This window comes from Agrococcus jejuensis (assembly GCF_900099705.1).
Classification (GTDB): Bacteria; Actinomycetota; Actinomycetes; order Actinomycetales; family Microbacteriaceae; genus Agrococcus; species Agrococcus jejuensis.
On the sequence record NZ_LT629695.1, the window covers coordinates 2,889,872 to 2,909,111 of the forward strand.

A 19,240-nucleotide genomic window follows, 5' to 3' on the forward strand; every position below is an offset into this window, starting at 1 on the left:
GTCGTACCCTTCGGGCATGGACATGGATGCGCGCGTGACCGACTGGCTGCTCGAGGGCGACCCTGGCGTGCGATGGCAGGTGCTGCAGGACCTGCTCGACGCCCCGGCCGACGAGGTCGCCGCCGAGCGCGCGCGGGTCGAGCACGAGGGCGTCGGTGCTGCGCTGCTCGCGGCGCGCGGCGACGACGGCCTGTGGGCAGGCGGTGCGTGGGCGCCGAAGGGCTGGTCGTGGGACGACGGCACGCCCCAGGCGTGGACGGCGACGTCGTGGGTGCTCGAGTCGCTGTGCGACGTCGGCATGCCCGCGGACGCGCCCATCATGGCCGAGACCGTCGCGCTCATCGCTGCCAACGGGCGCTGGGAGTACCACGACGGCCCGTTCTGGGATGGCGAGGTCGACTCGTGCATCAACGGCCGCACGATCCGCGCGGGTGCGCGGTTCGGCGCCGACGTGTCGGCGATCGTCGCCTACTGCGTCGAGGATCAGCAGCCCGATGGCGGCTGGAACTGCTTCCGCCTCGAGGACGAGGGCTCGTCGCGATCGTCGTTCGCGAGCACGCTCTCGGTGCTCGAGGGGCTGCTCGAGCACGAGCAGCGCACGGGCGTCTCGTCGGCCGACATGCGCGCGAGGGGCGTGGAGTTCCTGCTCGAGCGCTCCCTCATGCGCGGCCTGCGCTCTGGCGAGATCGTCGACGAGCGGTACCTGCGCTTCCCGTTCCCGCCGCGATTCCGCTACGACGTGCTGCGCGCGCTCGACCACCTGCGCCTCGCGGGCGTCGCCCCCGAGCCGCGCATGCGCGAGGCGGTCGAGGCCGTCCGCGCGAAGCGGCAGGCGGATGGGCGCTGGCTCGCCGAGTACGACGACCCGGGCGCCGAGACGTTGCGACTCGACGCGCCCGTCGGCGAGCCGAGCCGGTGGACCACGCTGCGTGCCCTGCGCGTGCTGCGCTGGGCCGACGAGGGCTGACCCGAGCGCGCTCGGCGCGCAGCCTCAGTCGCTCGACACCGCCGCGAGCACCTCGGGCCACGCCCGATCGAGCCGGTCGCCGCCGATGCGGATGCCGAGCCACACGGCGACGCCGCCGATCGCGAGGCCGGCGGGCAGCGCGAGCCAGCCGAGCCACGGCATCCACACGACGCCGAGCACGGCGAGCACCGTCGCCGGCGCACCCGCCACGGCGATGACCGGCAGCATGATGCCCATCGCGGCGAACGACTGGGCGCCGCCCGACGAGCCACGGCCGAACGGCCCCTGCTCGGGTGCGGGCGCCCTGCCTGGCAGGAACGCGCCGACGGCGATGCCGACGCCCGCAGCGACGAGCGACGTCGAGACGGATGCGCCGAGGCTCGCGGGCAGCAGATCCCAGCGGCCCGTGATCCCCGACACGAGCACGCTCGCGAGCACGATCGACGGCCCCAGCACGATGGCCATCGCGAGCAGCCGGCCGGCGCGGTCGGCGCGCCCGGGGACGCCCGTGAGCACGTGCAGGGCCAGCGCATCCTTGTCGTAGGCGAGCGCCAGCTGGGCGATCTGGCCCACGATGAGCGCCATGATGAGCGGCAGGAACGCCGCGAGCTCGGGCACGAGCACGCCGGAGGCGACCTGCGTGCCGACGAGGATGAGCGGCAGCACGAGCGTCGCGATCGCGTTGAGCAGGTGCCGGGGGTCGCGGCGGAAGAGGCGGATGCTGCGCGCCGCGACGGCGCCGGTGGGCGTGGCGGGCACGAGGCGGTCGACGATGCCGCCAGACCGCACGCGGCCGCCGCCGGAGGCCTGCACGGGCTCCACGAGGCGAGCGGCGAGCTGCGCGCCCCACGCCCACCACAGCAGCGCGACGGTGCCGAGCGCGATGACGAGGCGGATGCCGGCCGCGAGCCAGTCGCCCGTCGCGATGGCGGCTGGCACGCCTGCCGTGGCGCCGAGCGGCGTCCACGCGAGCACGCCGGCCGCCTGCTCGAGCAGCGCCTGCACCGACGCCGACTCGGCGATGGCGCGTGCGACGACGCTGAGCAGCAGACCCGACGAGATGAGCAGCACCATGAGCACGACGGTCGCGACGTCGCGCGTGCGGCGCGACGCGAGCGTGCGGGCGAGCACGCCCGACAGCACGCGGGCGCCGAGCATGCACGTGAGCAGCGCGACGGGCAGCATGACGATCGCGGCGACGAGCGCGGGCACGGAGGCGCTCCACGCGATGAGCAGCAGCGCGAGCGCGATGGCGGTGGCGACCCCGCCGATGCCGAGCAGCTGCGCGAGGGCGAGCCCCGGCAGCAGCTGCCGCGCGCGCACGGGCAGCAGGGCGAAGCGCTCGGGGGCGAGCGACTCGTCGGTGCTCGACAGCAGCGCCCCGACGGCCCAGCCGACGACGGCGACGCTCGTGACGAGCACGAGCACGAGCGGCGCGACGCCCTCGGGCGCGAGTCGCAGCCCGACGGCGCCGACGGCGACGAGCCCGAGCATCCACAGGGCGCCGAGCGCGCCGAAGACGAGCCCCACGATGTGCCACGGGCTGCGCGTCAGCGACCGCCCGAGCTGCTTGAGGCGCAGGCCTACGAGGAGCGCAGCCACGAGAGCGTCCCCTCTCCGAGCTCGTGCACGCCGACGAGCTGCAGGAAGCGCTGCTGCAGGGACTCGCCCGCGCGCACCTCGTCGAGGGTGCCGTCGGCGAGGATGCGGCCCTCGGCGACGATCGCGACGCGGTCGCAGAGCGACTCGACGAGCTCCATGACGTGGCTCGACAGCACGACGGTGCCGCCCGAGCCGACGAAGCCGCGCAGGATCGAGCGGATCGCCTCGCCCGACACGGGGTCGACGGCCTCGAACGGCTCGTCGAGCACGAGGAGGCGCGGTGCGTGGATGAGCGCGCAGGCGAGGCCGATCTTCTTGCGCATGCCCGCCGAGTAGTCGACGACGAGCGTCGAGCCGGCCTCGTCGAGGCCGAGGGCGGCGAGCAGCTCGCCGGCGCGGGCGGTCACGTCGGCCTCGGCCATGCCGCGCAGCAGCCCCGTGTAGCGCAGCAGCTCGGCGCCGGTGAGGCGGTCGAACATGCGCACGCCGTCGGGCAGCACGCCCATGCGCGCCTTCGCCGCGGCGGGATCGCGCCACACGTCGACGCCGAGCACGTGCGCCGTGCCGCCGTCGGGTCGCAGCAGCCCCGTCGCCATCGACAGCGTCGTCGTCTTGCCGGCGCCGTTGGGGCCGAGGAGGCCGAGCATCGAGCCGGCGGGCACGTCGAGCGACAGCCCGCCGACGGCCACCTTCGGCCCGAATCGCTTGTGCAGGGATCGCAGGGACAGCACGGGATCGGTCATGCATCCATCCCACCAGCGACACCCTGGACGCGTCATCCGTCGCCAGGGGGATGCCGAGCGACGGAGGCGACCGCCCTAGTGCAGCGCCGCGTTGAGCGCGACGCCCGCGCCGGTGCGGGGGAGCACCTCGACGGCGCCCGTGACCGAGTTGCGGCGGAAGAGCAGGCCGGGCACGCCCGAGAGCTTCGCCGCCTTCACCTGCTCGTCGGCGCCATCCGGGCCCGTGCCCAGCACCGTGACCTTCGTGCCCGCCGTGACGTAGAGGCCGGCCTCGACGATCGAGTCGTCGCCGATCGAGATGCCGACGCCCGCGTTCGCGCCGAGCAGCACGCGCTCGCCGATCGTCACCCGCTCGGTGCCGCCGCCCGAGAGCGTGCCCATGATGGATGCGCCGCCGCCCACGTCGGAGCCGTCGCCCACGACGACGCCCTGCGAGATGCGGCCCTCGACCATCGAGGTGCCGAGCGTGCCGGCGTTGTAGTTCACGAAGCCCTCGTGCATCACGACGGTGCCCGGTGCGAGGTGAGCGCCGAGGCGCACGCGCGACGCGTCGCCGATGCGCACGCCCTCGGGCAGCACGTAGTCGGTCATGCGGGGGAAGCGGTCGACGAGCTGCACCTGCACGCCCGCGGCGCGCAGCGCCGGCACGTTCGCGCGGGCGTGCTCGGGCGTCGTGGGGCCGTGCGTCGTCCACGCGACGACCGGCAGCAGGCCGAAGACGCCGTCGAGCACGATCGTGTTCGGCTGCACGAGGCGGTGGCTCAGCAGGTGGAGGCGCAGGTGCACGTCGAGCGCGTCGACCGGGGTGGCGTCGAGGTCGATCTCGGTCGTCACGACGCGGCGCTCGACGCCGAGCGCGGCGACGGGGCCGGCGTGCTCGTCGAGCGAGCGTGCGGCGAGCCAGCGGGCGTCGCCCTCCGGGGCCGCTCCGAGGGCGGGTGCGGGGAACCAGGCGTCGAGCAGCTGGTCGCCTGCGAACGTCGCGAGGGCATGGCCGTGGGCGAGGCGGGTCATGCCCTCCAGCCTAGGCTGGGAGCCATGGCTGCCCTGACGCTCGACCTCTCCGCATCCGCCGTGGATCTCACACGGCAGCTGCTCGACATCCCCTCGGTCTCCGACGACGAGGGCCCGCTCGCCGACGCGATCGAGGCGGCGATGCGCGACGTGCCGCATCTGCACGTCACGCGCGTGGGCGACACGGTCGTCGCCCGCACCGACCTCGGTCGCGACCGCCGCGTCGTCATCGCCGGCCACATCGACACCGTGCCGATCAACGACAACGTGCCGTCGCGCTTCGAGACGCTCGGCGCCGTCGACTACCTGTGGGGCCGCGGCGCCGTCGACATGAAGTCGGGCGTCGCCGTGCAGCTGCTGCTCGCGGTGCAGCTCGCCGAGCCCACGCTCGACGTGACGTGGATCTGGTACGACCACGAGGAGGTGGGCGAGGACCAGAACGGCCTGCGCCGCCTCGCGGCCGAGCGTCCCGACCTCATGCAGGGCGACTTCGCGATCCTCGGCGAGCCGTCGAACGGCCACATCGAGGGCGGCTGCAACGGCAACCTGCGCTTCGAGGTGCGCACGCGCGGCGTGCGCGCGCACTCGGCGCGCTCGTGGGTGGGTCACAACGCCATCCACGACGCCGCGCAGGTGCTGCAGGTGCTGCAGGACTACCGGGCGCGCGAGGTCGACGTCGACGGCCTCGTCTACCGCGAGGGCCTCAACGCCGTGGGCATCGTCGGTGGCGTCGCCGGCAACGTCATCCCCGACGAGTGCCGCGTCCACGTGAACTACCGCTTCGCGCCGTCGCGCACGGTCGCGGAGGCCGTCGAGCACGTCACCGAGCTCTTCGAGGGCTTCGACGTCGAGGTGCTCGACTCGGCGGAGGGCGCCCGCCCGGGCCTCGACGCGGCGCTCGCGAAGGAGTTCGTGGAGGCCGTGGGCGTCGAGCCGCGCCCCAAGTACGGCTGGACCGACGTCGCGCGCTTCTGGAGCCTCGGCATCCCCGCCGTGAACTACGGCCCCGGCGACCCGCTCAAGGCGCACGCCGACGACGAGCGCGTCGAGCTGCAGCAGATCGTCGACGTCGAGCGCGGCCTGCGGGCGTGGCTCACGGGCACCACGGCCTGATGCGCCTCTGGGCGCGGCTCCCGTGGTGGGGGCACGCGCTCGCGATCTGGGCGGCGAGCCGCGTCGTGTCGACGGCGCTGCTCGTCGCCTTCGCCGCAGCGCAGCCCGCGAACGTCTACACGGGCGCGTCGCCGTCGTTCGTCGACTTCTCGACGATGTGGGATGCGCGCTGGTACGAGCACGTCGCGACGCACGGCTACCCCGACGTGCTGCCGCGCGACGCGTCGGGCGCGATCGACGACAACGCGTGGGCGTTCATGCCCGTGTACCCGATGCTCATCCGTGCGCTCGTGCGCGTGGGCGTCGACTGGCAGGTGGCGGCGCTCGTCATCGCGTGGGCGGCGTCGGCGGCGTTCGCGGTGCTCGCGTACCGACTGCTGCGCGAGACGATCCCGCAGCACGCGGCGTTCGCCCTGGCGCTCGTGCTGCTCGGGCCCGTGTCGCCGCTGCTGCAGGTCGGCTACGCCGAGTCGCTGCACCTCGCGCTGCTCGCCGGCGCGCTGCTCGCCCTGCGGCATCGGCGGTGGGGGATGCTCGCGGCGCTCGTGCCGCTCATGGCGCTCACGCGGCCGTCGGGCCTCGCGTTCGCGCTCGCGCTCGGCATCGTCGCCGCGTGGGCGTGGTGGCGCGAGCGGCCGGCGTGGCCGGCGCGCGACCTGCGCATCCTCGTCGCCCTCGCGGCGTGGGCGCTCGCGTGGGGGCTCGCGTGGCCGGCGTACGCGGCGCTCCGCACGGGGGAGCCGGGCGCGTACGTCGCCACGGAGCTCGGCTGGCGCGCCCCGTACGTCGGCGCGATGCAGCTCGTGCCGGGCACGGGCTGGGTCGCGGGTGCGCAGTGGTGGCTCGGCGGCGTGGGTGTCGGGTTGCTCGTGCTCCTCGTCGGCGGCCTCGTCTGGGTGCTGGCGCGGCGCACGAGCCGGGAGGCGATGGGGGTCGAGGCGTGGGCGTGGACGATCGCGTACCTGCTGTACCTGCTCGCGGTGTGGTTCCCGCAGTCGTCGACGTTCCGCATCCTGCTGCCGGCCTTCGCGCTCGCCACGGTCGTCGCGGTGCTGCCCGGCCGGTGGTGGCGTCCGCTGGTGCTCGCGCTCGGCGTCGCGGGCCAGGTCGCGTGGCTCTGGGCGTGCTGGTGGCTCATGGGCGTCGACTGGACGATCCCGTAGGCACCCCCGTGGAGGCCTCGCTGGTCACGGTCCGCCATCGATTCCGTGACGATCATGTTGCGAACCCAGGGTCCGCTCCCAAGGACATGGGATACTGGAGGTCTTGGGAACGAGAGGGGAACCCCTGATGGCTGCGATGAAGCCTCGCACTGGTGACGGTCCGCTGGAGGCAGTGAGGGAGGGACGGCTCATCGTCGTGCGCGTCCCCCTCGAAGGCGGCGGTCGCCTCGTCGTGTCCGTGAACGATGCCGAGGCGGCGGAGCTGCACGCTGCGCTGAGCGAGGTCGTCGTCTCGGCGTGATGCGTCGAACGTGAGGAAGGGCGGGCCTGCGGGCCCGCCCTTCGTCGTCGCTGGGCGCGGTCGCGCCGCGGATGCCTACGGCTCGGGCAGGCGCGTGACGTGCAGCAGGCCGTCGCTCGCGGGGCTCACGGCGATCGCGACGGCGTCGGATGCGCTGAGCTCCTTGAGCAGCGCGCGGGCGTCGGCGACGACGTCGCCGCGCTGCGCGGGGTCGGCGACGCGGCCGCCGAGCAGGGCGTGGGCGACGAGCACGGTGCCGCCGACGCGCACGAGGCGCAGCGCGTGCTCGACGTGCTCGATGCGGTCGGCGGGGTCGGCGTCGACGAGCACGACGTCGTAGCTGCCCTCGTTCATGCGCGGCAGGATCTCGTTCGCCGAGCCGGTGATGAGGCGCACCTTCGCCTGCGCGTACCCCGCGCGCGTGAATGCGGCGCGAGCGTGCTGGTGGTGGTCGAGCTCGGTGTCGATCGACGTGAGCGTCGCGGCGGGGGCGCCCTTGAGCAGCCAGAGGCCGCTGACGCCCGTGCCGGTGCCGATCTCGAGGATCGCGGAGGCGCCGAGCGTCGCGGTCGTGAGCGCGAGCAGCGCGCCGACCGACGGGGCGACGGTCGTCACGCCGAGCTCGTCGGCCGCGTCGCGTGCGCCGGCGACGATCGCATCCTCGATCGCGAGCTCGTCGATGTACTTCGACGTCAGTGCAGTCTCCACGTGGGCCTCTCCGGCTCCGAGGCTAGCCGCGCGCATGACGCCCGGCGTCGCGCCGCGCCGCGCACCCTGCGTGCGCAGGTACGCTGGAATCCCCGTCGAGAGGAGAGGGTCGTGACGTTCCTCGGGTTGACCCTCGACAAGCTCATCGTCATCGGCGTCATCGCGGCGATCATCCTCGGCCCCGAGCGCCTGCCGGCGGCCGCCGAGCGGCTCGCAGGGCTCGTGCGCGGCATCCGCGACCTCGCGAACGGCGCGAAGGATCGCATGCGCGAGGAGATGGGGCCGGAGTTCGACGACGTCGACTGGCGCAAGCTCGACCCGCGCCAGTACGACCCGCGGCGCATCGTGCGCGAGGCGCTCATGGACGACGCGCCCAAGGCTGCGGCAGCCGCGAGCACCGTCGCCGCGACGGCGGCGGCGGGGCGTGCGCGCCGGCGCACGACGCCGCGCGATCCGCTGCCGGACGGCGCCCCGTACGACGTCGAGGCGACCTGACGCGCGGCGCGCTCGCAACACGGGTTGCCCCCAGCGACGCAATGTCGTGACGATGTCTCAACTTTTGCCGTAGAGTCACCTGCATGCCGCAGGACCGGATCCCCTCCTCCACGGTCGTGCGCTACTCCACGGGAGCGCTCGGCACGGGAGGCTTCAGCACGCTTCCCGGACTCGTGCTGCTCTACTTCATGACCGACACGCTCGGCATCGCCGCGCTCTGGGCCGGCCTCGTCATCGGCGTCGTGCGCGTGTGGGACGTCGTCGCCGACCCCGTCATCGGCGCGCTCTCCGACGACGACGACGCCCGCACCGGCTCGCGCCGCCGCTGGATGCTCGTGGGCGGCATCGCCCTGCCCGTGCTGTTCGTGCTCATGTTCGCCGTGCCCGCCGACCTGCCGCCCATCGCATCCGTGCTCTGGGTCGGCATCGCGTACCTCGGCGCCGCGACGGCGTTCAGCGTCTTCCAGGTGCCGTACATGGCGCTGCCCGCCGCGATCTCGCACGACTACGACGAGCGCACGCGCCTGCTGACGGCCCGCGTCATCGTGCTCACGATCGCGATCCTCGCGTTCGGCGGCGGCGGCCCCGCGCTGCGCGGCATCGTCGACGACGCCCACGTCGGCTACCTGCTCATGGGCATCGTGTGCGCGATCCTGCTCGCGATCGGCTGCCTCGTCGCCGTGCCGAGCGCGCCGCGCCACGCGCCCTACGCCGCGCAGCGTCGCTCGATCGCCTCGATCTATCGCGAGACGTGGGATGTGCTCGCGCACGGTCCGAGCCTGCGCGCGCTCGTCGTGCCGTTCTTCCTGCAGGCCCTCGCGACGGGCCTCATGCTCGCCGGCGGCCAGTACGTCGCGACGTACATCCTGCGCGACGAGGACGCCATCACGTTCCTGTTCGTCGCGCTCATCGCGCCCGCGATCGTCGCGGCGCCCGGCTGGCAGTGGCTGTCGGCGCGCACGTCGAAGCGCTTCGCGTTCCAGCTCTCGTCGATCGTCTTCATCGTCGGCGGCGTGCTGCTCGTGCCCGCGCTGCTCGTGCCCGACGGCTGGGTCTACGCGCCCGTCGCGCTCGCGGGCCTCGGCTACGCCGGCATGCAGTCGCTGCCGATGGCGATGCTGCCGGATGCGATGGCGCACGACCGCAAGCGCACGGGCATCGACCGCTCGGGCGTCATCGGCGGCGTGTGGACCGCCATGGAGACGACGGGCTTCGCGCTCGGCGGCCTCGTGCTGTCGCTCGTGCTCGCCGCGACCGGCTACGTCGCGAGCCGCGGCGGCGCCGAGCAGCCCGAGGGCGTCCTCGTCGGCATCGCCGTCGCGTTCAGCGTGCTGCCCGCCCTCGTCGTGCTCGTGTCGCTCGCGCCGCTGCGCGGCTACCGCCTCACGCGCGCCGTCGTCGACGCCGACGTCGCACCCCAGCAGGAGACCCAGGCATGACCTTCGCCATCCAGCCCGACGAGGTGCTCGCGCGGCTGCGCTCGCTGCGCGCCGACCGCGACGCCCCCACGAAGGGTGGTCGCGTGCTGTCGTACGTCTACGACCCGGGCGTGCCCGAGCTGCACCGTCTCGTCGAGGAGTCGGCGCTCGAGGTGCTGCACCTCAACGGCCTCGACCCGTTCGTGTACGGCTCGCTCGCCGTCGTCGAGCGCGAGATCGGCGCGACGATGAAGCAGCTGCTGCACGGTGGCGAAGACGTCGTGGCCACCTGCACGTCGGGCGGCACGGAGTCGGTCATCCTCGCCGTGCTCGCCGCCCGCGAGGCGAACCCCGGCAAGCGCCGCATCGTGGCGCCCTCGACGCGTCACCCCGCGTTCGCGAAGGCCGCGCACCTGCTGGGCATGGACCTCGAGGTCGTGCCCGTGACGCCCGACGGGCGTGCCGACGTGGATGCGTTCGTCGCAGCCCTCGGCGACGACGTCGCGCTGGCCGTCGTGTCGGCCCCCAGCTACCCGCACGGCGTCGTCGACCCCATCGCCGAGATCGCCGCCGCGTGCGCCGAGCGCGGCATCGACGTGCACGTCGATGCGTGCTTCGGCGGCATGGTGCTGCCGTTCCTGCCGGACGTGCCCGCGTGGGACCTCGCGGTGCCCGGCGTCACGTCGATCTCGGCCGACCTGCACAAGTACGGCTACGGCCCCAAGGGCGCGTCGGTGCTGCTGCAGCGCGGCCCCGACCGGCAGCGCGGCATGATGTTCGCCGACGCCGACTGGCCCGGCTACCCCGTCGCCACCTCGACGCTGCTCGGCTCGCGCCAGGCCGCAGGCCTCGTCGCCGCGTGGGCCGTGCTGCAGTCGCTCGGCACCGTCGGCTTCGGCGAGCTGCAGTCGCAGTGCAGGCGCATCTCCGACGCCATCCGCGCGACCGTCGAGGGCATCGACGGCCTGCGCGTCGTCGGCGACCCCGTGGGCGTCGCCCTCGCGATCGCGACCGACGACGCATCCGACTCGCTCGTCGACCCGCTGCGCCTCGGCGACGCGCTCATCGCACGCGGCTTCCTCGCCCAGGCGCAGCCCGGCCTGCGGCAGCAGGGCCAGCCCGACCTGCCGTCGACGCTGCACCTCACGGTGACGCCCGCGCTCGGCCAGCACCTCGACGCGTTGCTCGAGGCGCTCGTCGAGGCGTCGGAGGAGGTGCGCGGCGTGCCGAAGGCCACGGGCGAGGCCGCGGCGCCGCTGCAGGCGCTCGACGGCGTGCCGCTCGACTCGGCGACGGCGGGCGCGATCCTCGCGCAGGTCGGTGCCGAGGACCTCGGCGCCGAGCGCGCCGAGCTCATCGCGATCATCGAGGCCACGCCTCGCAGCGTCATCCACCGCCTGCTCGTGGAGCTGCTCGCGCGCGAGCTCGGCGACTGACGCCGGCTCGGCGACTAGGGCGTCGAGAACGGCAGCGCGCGGCCCGCGAGCCCGCGGCCGCCGCGCAGCCGCTGCGCGAGCGCCGCGATCGCCTGCGCCGCCGGATCGTCGGGATGCGTGACGACGACGGGGCTGCCGGCGTCGCCGTCCTCGCGCAGCGCCATCGACAGCGGAACGCTCGCGAGCAGGTCGACGTCGAGGCGCGCGGCAGCCTCAGCGCCGCCGCCCGAGCCGAAGAGCTCGAGCACCGAGCCGTCGGGCTGCACGAGCCCCGCCATGTTCTCGACGACGCCCACGACCCGCTGCCCCGTCTGCCGCGCGACCTCCGCCGAGCGCTCGGCGACGTCGGCCGCCGCGCGCTGCGGCGTCGTCACGACGACGACCTCGGCGTGGGGGAGCAGCTGGCCGAGCGAGATCGCGACGTCGCCCGTGCCGGGCGGCATGTCGATGAGCAGCACGTCGAGGTCGCCCCACCACACGTCGGTGAGGAACTGCTGCAGCGTGCGGTGCAGCATGGGCCCGCGCCACGACACGGCGCGGTTGCCCTCGACGAGCATGCCGATCGACACGACGTGCACGCCATGCTTCGACGGCGGCATCATGAGGTCGCCGACGCGCGTCGGCACGTCGTCGACGCCGAGGATGCCGGGGATCGAGTAGCCGTGCACGTCGGCGTCGACGAGCCCGACGCGCAGGCCCGACTGCGCGAGCGCGACGGCGAGGTTGGCCGTGAGCGTCGACTTGCCGACGCCGCCCTTGCCGCTCGTGATCGCGAGGATGCGCGTGAGCGAGTCGGGCCCGAACGCCATCGTGCGCTTGCCCCGCAGCCGCTCGACGAGCGCCTGCCGCTCCGAGGGCGTCATGACGCCCACGGCCACGTCGACGGCGTCGACGCCGGCCACCGAGAGCGTCGCGGCGCGCACGTCGGCCTCGATGCGGTCGGCGGCGGGGCATCCGACGATCGTGAGTCGCAGGTCGACGTGGGCTGCGCCGTCGACGAGCGTGACGTCGCCGACCATGTCGAGCTCGGTGATGGGCCTGCGGATCTCGGGGTCGACGACGCGCGCGAGCGCCCCGCGGATCGCGTCGGTGCTCACGGCCTCGGCTCGGACGCGGCGTCGGGCTCGCCGGCCGCCGCCTGCGCCTCGGCCTTGCGCTGGTCCTCCATGTCGTCGAGCAGGCTCTTGAGCTCGGCGCGGATGAAGTCCTTCGTCGCCATGTCCTTGATGGCGAGGCGCAGCGCGACGACCTCGCGGGCGAGGTACTCGGTGTCGTTGAGGTTGCGCTCGGCGCGCACGCGGTCCTGCTCGATCTGCACGCGGTCGCGGTCGTCCTGCCGGTTCTGCGCGAGCAGGATCATGGGGGCCGCATAGGACGCCTGCAGCGAGAGCGCGAGCGTGAGCAGCGGGAATCCCTGGTCCTGCGGGTCGAACTGCGCGTCGTGCGGCGCGATGGAGTTGAAGCCGAGCCAGAACACGACGAAGACCGTCATGCCCACGAGGAACCACGGCGTGCCCATGCCGCGCGCCATGGCCTCGCTGAAGCCGCCGAAGCGGTCCTTCGACTCGCGCTTGCCGCGGCGTCGCCCCAGCAGCCCACGGCCGGCGCCCTTCGGCGTCGCGAGGCGGTCCTGGCGCTCGTCGCGCTCGTCCCTGCGGTCAGCCACGGCGTACCTCGTCGTCGTCGCGACGCCAGTCGTCGGGGAGGATGTGGTCGAGCACGTCGTCGACGGTCACGACGCCCACGAGCCGCGACGCGTCGTCGACGACGGGCACGGACACGAGGTTGTAGGTCGCCATCGTGCGCGTGAGCGCCGCGGCCGACTCGTCGACCCGCACGGGCTCGATCGCCGGGTCGAGCAGCGTGCCGAGACGCTCGTTCGGCGGGTAGCGCAGCAGCCGCTGGAAGTGCACGACGCCGAGGAACGCGCCGGTCGGCGGCTCGTACGGCGGCAGCGTGACGAAGACGGCGGCGGCGAGCGCCGGCGCGATCTCGTGCTTGCGGATGGTCGCGAGGGCCTCGGCGACCGTCGCGTCGGACGCGAGGATCACGGGCTCGGTCGTCATGAGTCCGCCCGCGGTGTCCTGGCCGTACGCGAGCAGCATGCGCACGTCCTCGGCCTCCTCGGGCTCCATGAGCTCGAGCAGCGCCTCGCCGCGCTCGGCGGGCAGCTGCGCGATGAGGTCGGCGGCGTCGTCGGGCTGCATCTGGTCGAGCACGTCGGCGGCGCGGTCGTCGCCGAGGGCGTCGAGGATCGCGACCTGGTCGTCCTCGCTCATCTCCTCGAGCACGTCGGCGAGGCGCTCGTCGGGCAGGTCCTCGGCGACCTCGAGCATGCGCTGCGACGGCAGGTCGAGCAGCGCCGTCGCGGCGTCGGCGGCGTTGAGGTCCTGCAGCTGGGCGAGGATGTGGTCGGACTCCTGCTCGCCCGCGTGGTCGTGCACGACGTCCATCCAGCGCGCGAGCGTCGTGGGGCCCTTGCCGAACGGCGACGTGCGGGGCTTGCGCAGGAAGACCTGGTCGACGAGCCACTCGCCGGGCGCCTGCTCGACGATCGAGAGGTCCTCGAGGCGCGCCTCGGTGCCGTCGCGCAGCGTGACGCCGCGACCGAGCACCTGGGCGAGCACGAGCTGCTCGCCGCCGCGCTGCTCGAACCGGCGCAGGTTGATGAGGCCCGTCGTGATGAGCTGGCCGCCGCCGATCGACATGACGCGGCCGATCGACAGGAACACGCGGCGCTTGCCGGTGACCTCGACGACGAAGCCGACGATGCGCGGCGCCGCGGTCTCGCGCGGCACCATGACGACGTCGCGGACCCTGCCCACCTTGTCGCCCTGGGGGTCGAAGACGGGGCAGCCCACGAGCCGTGCGACGAACGCCTTGCTGCTCACGGTGCAACGCTACCTGTGGGCTTCGCGGGTCGCGAACGCCCCACGCGGGCGAGCGTCGACGTGGGACCATGGAGACGTGAGCATCCTCCAGCCCTCCGACCGCGGCGAGCAGCGTCTGCCCGACGGCGTGGTCGTCGCGTCGTTCGCCACCTACGCCGAGGCGCAGGCTGCGGTGAACAAGGTGTCGGAGGCCGAGGCGGAGATCCGCGGGCTCGCGATCGTCGGCAACGACCTCAAGCTCGTCGAGCGCGTCATGGGCCGCCTGACGTGGGGCAAGGTCGCGTTCAACGGCATGCTGCGCGGCCTCATGTTCGGCGTGTTCTTCGGCCTCGCGATCTACCTGCTCATGCCGGAGTCGCTGCAGTCGGCGTTCATCCTGCCGCTGCTGGGTGCCGCGATGGGCATCATCCTCGCCATCGTGACGCACGCGATGACGCGCAAGCGCCGCGAGTTCTCGAGCGTGCAGCAGGTCATGGCGACGCGCTACGACATCGTCGCGCCGCAGACGATCGCGGGCAAGACGATGCACGTCATCGGGCAGCGCGCGGCCGCCGCGCCGGTCACGACCCCCGCGGAGGCGCCGGTCGTGCCCGCGCCGGAGTCGCCGCAGGCGTAGCGACGATGTCGGTCGCCTCCTTGGCGGCCGCGACGACGGCGTCCGTGATGGCGTCGAGCAGCGTCGACGACAGGTTCCACCGCTGCCAGTGCAGCGGCACGTCGATGGGGTCGCCGTCGAGCGCGACGAACGCGCCCGTCTCGAGCTGCGACGGCAGCAGCATGCCCCAGCCGAGGCCCAGCTCGATCGCGTGGCCGAACTCGGCGGATGCCGAGACGAGGTGGCGCGGCGGCGTCCCCGTGACGCCGCGCGCGGCGAGGTGCCGTGCCTGCAGCACGTCGGAGTCGTCGAAGTCGACGTAGGGCGCGCGGGCGAGCTCGTCGGCGGTGCCGCCGTCGGGCAGCCAGCGCGCGGCGAACGCGGGGCTCGCGGCGGCGACGTAGCGCATGCCGCCGATGGGGGAGGAGACGCAGCCGGGCACGGGCTCGCGCTGCGCCGTGACGGCGCCCATGACCGTGCCCGACTCGAGCAGGGCCGCCGTGCGCTCCTGGTCCTCGCGGTGCAGCTCGACGACGACGTCGTGGTCGCGGGCGACGGCGGCGACGGCGGGCAGGAACCAGCTCGCGAGGGAGTCGGCATTGACGCCGAGGCGCATGGTCGCGGTGCCCTGCTCGGCGCCGAGCTCGGTGAGCGCCTCGTGCTCGAGCAGCGCGAGCTGCCTGCCGAGCCGCAGCAGCACCGTGCCGTCGGGCGTGGGCCGCACGGGGCGCGTTCGGGTGAGCAGCACGCGGCCGAGCTGCCGCTCGAGGGCGCGGATGCGCTGGCTCACGGCCGAGGGGGTGAGGGCGAGCGCCTGGGCGGCGCCGTCGAGCGTGCCCGCGTCGACGGCGGCGACGAGGGTGCGCAGCAGGTCGCGAGGCAGCTCCATGCCTCGACGCTACCTGAAGCGATGCTTCAGGTCATGCAGGAACGTGCGCTGGTGCTGCAGGTCGCCTGGCCGTAGCGTCGACGCGTGCTCTCCTTCGCCGCCTTCCTCGCCGGACTCGCCATCTGCCTCGGCCTCATCACCTCGATCGGGGCGCAGAACTCCTACGTGCTGCGCCAGGGCATCCGTCGCGAGCACGTCGGCGCGATCGTCATCGCGTGCATCGCGAGCGAGATCGTGCTGCAGACGGCCGGCGTCGCCGGCGTGGGCGTGCTCGTGACGCACGTGCCGTGGCTCGACGGCGTGGCGCGGTGGGCGGGCGCGATCTTCCTCGTCGGCTACGCCTTCGTGTGCGCGCGACGCGCGTGGCGCGGTGGCGGGTCGCTCGTCGCGGCGCCCGACGAGACGGCAGCGGGCGAGGGCGGCGTCGCCGTGCGGCAGCGCACCTCGCGGCGCACGGCCGTGCTCACGATCCTCGCGCTCACGTGGCTCAACCCGCACGCGCTCATCGAGACGACCCTCGTCATGGGGTCGATCGCCGCGACGCACGGCGACGCGCGCTGGTCGTTCCTCGTCGGCGGCCTGCTGGCCTCCGCCATCTGGTTCGTCGGCTTCGGGTACGGCGCGAGGTTCCTCGCGCCGATCATGCGCACCGAGCGCGCGTGGCGCATCCTCGACGGCGGCATCGCCGTCGTCATGCTCGTCATCGCGGTCGCGCTCGTGGCGCTGTAGCCCCGGGCTACGCGCGCAGCGACGCCATCCACGCCTCGACCTCGTCGACGGTGCGGGGGATGCCGCCCGAGAGGTTGCGCACGCCGTCGGCGGTCACGACGACGTCGTCCTCGATGCGCACGCCGATGCCGCGCAGCTCCTCGGGCACCGTGAGGTCGTCGGGCTGGAAGTAGAGGCCGGGCTCGATCGTGAAGACCATCCCCTCCTCCACGATGCCGTCGTGGTAGAAGTCGCGACGCGCCTGGGCGCAGTCGTGCACGTCGAGGCCGAGGTGGTGGCTCGTGCCGTGCACCATCCACCGGCGGTGCAGCTGGTTCTCGGGCTCGAGCGACTCCTCGGCGCTCATCGGTAGCAGGCCCCACTCGGCCGTGCGGCGCGCGATGACCTCCATGGCGGCGGCGTGGATCTCCTTGAACACGATGCCGGGGCGCGCGACGGCGAACGCGGCGTCGGCGGCCTCGAGCACGGCCTCGTAGACCTTGCGCTGGATGGGGCTGAACGTGCCCGAGATCGGGAGCGTGCGCGTGATGTCGGCCGTGTAGAGGCTGTCGACCTCGACGCCGGCGTCGAGCAGGATGAGGTCGCCGTCGCGCACGACGCCGTCGTTGCGCGTCCAGTGCAGGATGCACGCGTGCGCGCCCGACGCCGCGATCGTGTCGTAGCCCACGGCGTTGCCGTCGATGCGAGCGCGGCGGTGGAACGTGCCCTCGACGACGCGCTCGCCGCGCGCGTGGGCGCGGGCGGCGTCGAGGTCGCGGATGACGTCGTCGAACCCGGCCTTCGTGGCGTCGACGGCGCGCTGCACCTCGGCGATCTCCCACGCGCTCTTCACGAGGCGCAGCTCGGCGAGGTCGCGGCCGACGACGTCGTCGCCGTCTGCGGAGGCGTTGGCGTGGTCGCCGAGGCGGTCGACGATCGCGGGGTCGCCCTCGCTCGTCACGAGCACGGGCACCGAGGCGTCGGCGAGCACGGCCTCGACGTCGGCGAGGTCCTTCGTCGCGAGGCCGAGGTCGGCGGCGACGTGCGCGAGCGAGGGGCGGGCGCCGATCCAGAACTCGCCGATCTCGGCGTTCGCGAAGAACTCGGTCGTGTCGCGGCCCGCGGGCTGGCGGAAGTAGAGCGTCGCATCGTGGCCATCGGCGGTCGGCTCGAGCACCAGCACGGAGTCGGGCTCGGCGTCGGCACCCCAACCGGTGAGGATCGCGAAGTCGGGGGCGGCGCGGTACGGGTAGTCGGTGTCGTTCGAGCGCTGCTTGCGCGGGCCGGCAGGCACGACGATGCGCGCCCCCGCGTGCTTCGCCGACAGGGCGGCGCGACGGGCGGCGGCCTCGGCGGCGGCGGCGCGCGGCTCGGGCAGCACCTCCTCGCGGTCGGCCCAGCCCTGCTGCACGTGCTCGACGAAGCGGCTCGACAGCGGCGTCGTCGACCGGCCGGCGTTGCGCTCGCTCGCCTGCGGCTCCGCGGTGGTCTCGGCTGCGGTCGTCTGCGTCTCGCTCATGGCATCCATCCTCCCACCGCGCGCGCCGCCGTGCAGGGTGAGCGTTCCTCGCCGACCTAGGATCGAACGGTGGCAGACGGCACGCGACTCGGACGACGCTCGTGGCGCGTCGAGAACCGCGGTCGCGACGGCGGCGTCCGCAGCGAGCACCGCTTCGGCGAGGACGTCGTGGTCGCCTGGACGTGGCACGCCGGCCACGAGCGCACGGTCGTGCTCGTGCACGGCATCGGCATGGGGCAGCAGTACTTCGGGCTGCTGCGCGCGGAGCTCGCGAAGACGTTCGACGTCGTCGCGGTCGACCTGCCCGGGTTCGGCGAGTCGCCGGAGCCCACGAAGGCGGCGAGCATGGAGGAGTGCGGCGCCATCGTGGGCGGCGTCATCCGCGACCTTCGCCTGGCCCCGGTCGTCGCGGTCGGGCACTCCATGGGCACGCAGGTCGTGAGCGAGCTCACGGCGCAGCATCCCGAGCTCGTCGACGCGCTCGTGCTCATCGCCCCGACCGTCGACCGCAAGCGGCGCAGCAAGCGCACGCAGTCGGCGCGCCTCCTGCTCGACCTCGTGAACGATCCGCCGATCGTCGGGCTCGTGGGCCTCAGGATGTACGCGCAGGCCGGGCCGCGCTGGTTCCTCAAGCAGTTCGACATGATGCTCGCGCACCGGCTCGAGACGATCGCGCCGCGCATCCAGCGTCCGACGCTCGTGATCCGTGGGTCGCGCGACGTCGTCTGCCCGCGCCGCTGGGTGCGCGAGATCGCGGGCCTCATCCCCGACGCCACCTTCCGCGAGGCGAAGGGCAAGGGACATGAGGCGATGATCACCGGTGCCGAGCCCGTCGCCGACATGATCGCCGAGTTCGTCGCCGCTCGGTCGGAGGACTGATGCGCCGCGTGCTCGGTCGCGCGGCGACGTGGGCGCGCGACTACGTGGATGCGACGCGCGGTCAGGCTCGCGCGTTCGTGCGCCGGACGACGCCGCTCGACGTCCCAGCGCCCGACGGCGGCGTGACGGTCGTGCTGCTGCCGGGCGTGTGGGAGCCGTGGCGCTACCTCGAGCCGCTCGCACGCCGACTCGCGGCGCGCGGCCTCGGCGTGCGCGCCGTGCCCGCGCTCGGGTGGAACCTCGCACCGTTCGTGGACGCCGTGCCGCTCGTGCGCGCGGCGATCGACGACCTGCGCGGTGACGTCGTGCTCGTCGCCCACTCGAAGGGCGGGCTCACGGGCAAGCACGTGCTCGTCGACTGGGCGCGCGACGCGATCGCGGGCACGACGCCCGCCGGTGTGCGGCTCCTGGGTCTCGTCGCGGTGGCGACGCCGTTCGAGGGCACGGCGAGAGCGCGGCTGGTGCCGTGGTGGCGGTCGCTGACCGAGCTGCGCGACGGCTCGCCGGCGCTCGTGGCGCTCGCGGCCGAGACGGCGGCGAACGCGAGCATCGTCGAGCTCGTGCCGTCGTGGGATCCGCACGTGCCGTCGCACGCGCCGCTCGCGGGCTCGGAGGTCGTGCGGCTGCGCGCCGCCGGCCACTTCTCGAGCCTCGAGTCGCGCGAGACGTTCGACGAGGTGCTCGCGGCGATCGCGCGCCTGCGCGCCCGCTGACGCGCCGCGGTCATCCGGGCATCTGCGTTGTGCAGGCGATCAGGGGTGGCGGAGGGAAGATACCCCTCCGACCCCCGTGATCGCCT

Annotated in this window: 20 protein-coding genes; 11 read left to right on the forward strand and 9 right to left on the reverse strand. The window is 73.9% G+C overall.

The features are described 5' to 3' along the window. The first annotated feature begins 16 nt into the window (after nt 1-16). Nucleotides 17-967, forward strand: a complete 951-nt coding sequence (locus BLQ67_RS13665) for a hypothetical protein (protein ID WP_331711975.1) — start codon at nt 17-19, stop codon at nt 965-967. 24 nt (nt 968-991) lie between these two features. Here BLQ67_RS13665 and BLQ67_RS13670 read toward each other — a convergent pair whose 3' ends face one another. The 3 genes from BLQ67_RS13670 to BLQ67_RS13680 form a co-directional block, all read right to left on the reverse strand. After that, a complete protein-coding gene (locus tag BLQ67_RS13670) occupies nt 992-2,569 on the reverse strand; it encodes a hypothetical protein (RefSeq protein ID WP_092505936.1) in 1,578 nt (525 codons plus the stop codon). Beyond that, nucleotides 2,551-3,312: an ABC transporter ATP-binding protein gene (locus BLQ67_RS13675; protein ID WP_092505938.1), complete on the reverse strand. Its 762-nt coding sequence runs from the start codon at nt 3,310-3,312 to the stop codon at nt 2,551-2,553. The genes BLQ67_RS13670 and BLQ67_RS13675 overlap by 19 nt, the downstream gene beginning before the upstream one ends. A gap of 75 nt (nt 3,313-3,387) precedes the next feature. After that, nucleotides 3,388-4,326, reverse strand: a complete 939-nt coding sequence (locus BLQ67_RS13680; protein ID WP_092505940.1) for a DapH/DapD/GlmU-related protein — start codon at nt 4,324-4,326, stop codon at nt 3,388-3,390. Nucleotides 4,327-4,350: 24 nt separating this feature from the next. On the opposite strand from BLQ67_RS13680, the gene dapE reads away from it, so the two are divergent. The 3 genes from dapE to BLQ67_RS13695 all read left to right on the forward strand — a co-directional run bounded on the left by dapE (nt 4,351) and on the right by BLQ67_RS13695 (nt 6,903). Then, a complete protein-coding gene (dapE, locus tag BLQ67_RS13685; RefSeq protein WP_092505942.1) occupies nt 4,351-5,439 on the forward strand; it encodes a succinyl-diaminopimelate desuccinylase in 1,089 nt (362 codons plus the stop codon). After that, nucleotides 5,439-6,602, forward strand: a complete 1,164-nt coding sequence (locus tag BLQ67_RS13690) for a hypothetical protein (protein ID WP_092505944.1) — start codon at nt 5,439-5,441, stop codon at nt 6,600-6,602. The genes dapE and BLQ67_RS13690 overlap by 1 nt, the downstream gene beginning before the upstream one ends. A 127-nt stretch (nt 6,603-6,729) precedes the next feature. After that, a complete protein-coding gene (locus BLQ67_RS13695) occupies nt 6,730-6,903 on the forward strand; it encodes a DUF3117 domain-containing protein (RefSeq protein ID WP_092505945.1) in 174 nt (57 codons plus the stop codon). A gap of 75 nt (nt 6,904-6,978) precedes the next feature. On the opposite strand, the gene BLQ67_RS13700 is transcribed toward BLQ67_RS13695, so the two are convergent. Continuing rightward, complete coding sequence (locus BLQ67_RS13700; protein ID WP_231945060.1) at nt 6,979-7,611, reverse strand: O-methyltransferase; 633 nt, start codon at nt 7,609-7,611, stop codon at nt 6,979-6,981. A gap of 111 nt (nt 7,612-7,722) precedes the next feature. On the opposite strand from BLQ67_RS13700, the gene BLQ67_RS13705 reads away from it, so the two are divergent. The 3 genes from BLQ67_RS13705 (at nt 7,723) to BLQ67_RS13715 (ending at nt 10,960) form a co-directional block, all read left to right on the forward strand. Next, entirely contained in the window at nt 7,723-8,106 is a 384-nt protein-coding gene (locus BLQ67_RS13705; RefSeq protein ID WP_092505949.1) for a Sec-independent protein translocase family protein, read from the forward strand. Between the two features lie 83 nt (nt 8,107-8,189). Beyond that, nucleotides 8,190-9,545 (forward strand): MFS transporter, encoded by a 1,356-nt coding sequence (locus BLQ67_RS13710; protein ID WP_092505951.1) that lies wholly within the window; start codon nt 8,190-8,192, stop codon nt 9,543-9,545. After that, nucleotides 9,542-10,960 (forward strand): pyridoxal phosphate-dependent decarboxylase family protein, encoded by a 1,419-nt coding sequence (locus BLQ67_RS13715; protein WP_092505953.1) that lies wholly within the window; start codon nt 9,542-9,544, stop codon nt 10,958-10,960. The genes BLQ67_RS13710 and BLQ67_RS13715 overlap by 4 nt, the downstream gene beginning before the upstream one ends. A gap of 14 nt (nt 10,961-10,974) precedes the next feature. Here BLQ67_RS13715 and BLQ67_RS13720 read toward each other — a convergent pair whose 3' ends face one another. The 3 genes from BLQ67_RS13720 to BLQ67_RS13730 are packed head-to-tail and all read right to left on the reverse strand — an operon-like array spanning nt 10,975 to nt 13,851. After that, entirely contained in the window at nt 10,975-12,057 is a 1,083-nt protein-coding gene (locus BLQ67_RS13720) for an Mrp/NBP35 family ATP-binding protein (RefSeq protein ID WP_231945061.1), read from the reverse strand. Continuing rightward, nucleotides 12,054-12,626: a DUF1003 domain-containing protein gene (locus BLQ67_RS13725; protein WP_407922473.1), complete on the reverse strand. Its 573-nt coding sequence runs from the start codon at nt 12,624-12,626 to the stop codon at nt 12,054-12,056. Before BLQ67_RS13725 ends, BLQ67_RS13720 begins: the two co-directional genes overlap by 4 nt. After that, nucleotides 12,619-13,851, reverse strand: coding sequence for a magnesium transporter MgtE N-terminal domain-containing protein (locus BLQ67_RS13730; RefSeq protein WP_231945062.1), 1,233 nt, complete (start codon nt 13,849-13,851; stop codon nt 12,619-12,621). Before BLQ67_RS13730 ends, BLQ67_RS13725 begins: the two co-directional genes overlap by 8 nt. A gap of 76 nt (nt 13,852-13,927) precedes the next feature. On the opposite strand from BLQ67_RS13730, the gene BLQ67_RS13735 reads away from it, so the two are divergent. Beyond that, complete coding sequence (locus BLQ67_RS13735) at nt 13,928-14,467, forward strand: general stress protein (RefSeq protein WP_092505955.1); 540 nt, start codon at nt 13,928-13,930, stop codon at nt 14,465-14,467. On the opposite strand, the gene BLQ67_RS13740 is transcribed toward BLQ67_RS13735, so the two are convergent. Further along, a complete protein-coding gene (locus BLQ67_RS13740) occupies nt 14,412-15,335 on the reverse strand; it encodes a LysR family transcriptional regulator ArgP (RefSeq protein ID WP_092505957.1) in 924 nt (307 codons plus the stop codon). The genes BLQ67_RS13735 and BLQ67_RS13740 overlap by 56 nt on opposite strands. A gap of 84 nt (nt 15,336-15,419) precedes the next feature. On the opposite strand from BLQ67_RS13740, the gene BLQ67_RS13745 reads away from it, so the two are divergent. Next, on the forward strand, nt 15,420-16,064 hold the full coding sequence (locus BLQ67_RS13745) for a LysE/ArgO family amino acid transporter (RefSeq protein ID WP_092505959.1): 645 nt from the start codon (nt 15,420-15,422) through the stop codon (nt 16,062-16,064). A 7-nt stretch (nt 16,065-16,071) separates the two neighbouring features. On the opposite strand, the gene BLQ67_RS13750 is transcribed toward BLQ67_RS13745, so the two are convergent. Further along, nucleotides 16,072-17,562: an aminopeptidase P family protein gene (locus tag BLQ67_RS13750; RefSeq protein ID WP_092505961.1), complete on the reverse strand. Its 1,491-nt coding sequence runs from the start codon at nt 17,560-17,562 to the stop codon at nt 16,072-16,074. 69 nt (nt 17,563-17,631) lie between these two features. On the opposite strand from BLQ67_RS13750, the gene BLQ67_RS13755 reads away from it, so the two are divergent. Both BLQ67_RS13755 and BLQ67_RS13760 read left to right on the forward strand, forming a co-directional pair. Further along, nucleotides 17,632-18,441, forward strand: a complete 810-nt coding sequence (locus BLQ67_RS13755; protein WP_092505963.1) for an alpha/beta fold hydrolase — start codon at nt 17,632-17,634, stop codon at nt 18,439-18,441. Then, nucleotides 18,441-19,154 carry an esterase/lipase family protein gene (locus tag BLQ67_RS13760; RefSeq protein WP_092505965.1) on the forward strand — a complete coding sequence of 238 codons (714 nt, stop codon included), beginning with the start codon at nt 18,441-18,443 and terminating at the stop codon, nt 19,152-19,154. The genes BLQ67_RS13755 and BLQ67_RS13760 overlap by 1 nt, the downstream gene beginning before the upstream one ends. The last annotated feature ends 86 nt before the right edge of the window (nt 19,155-19,240 follow it).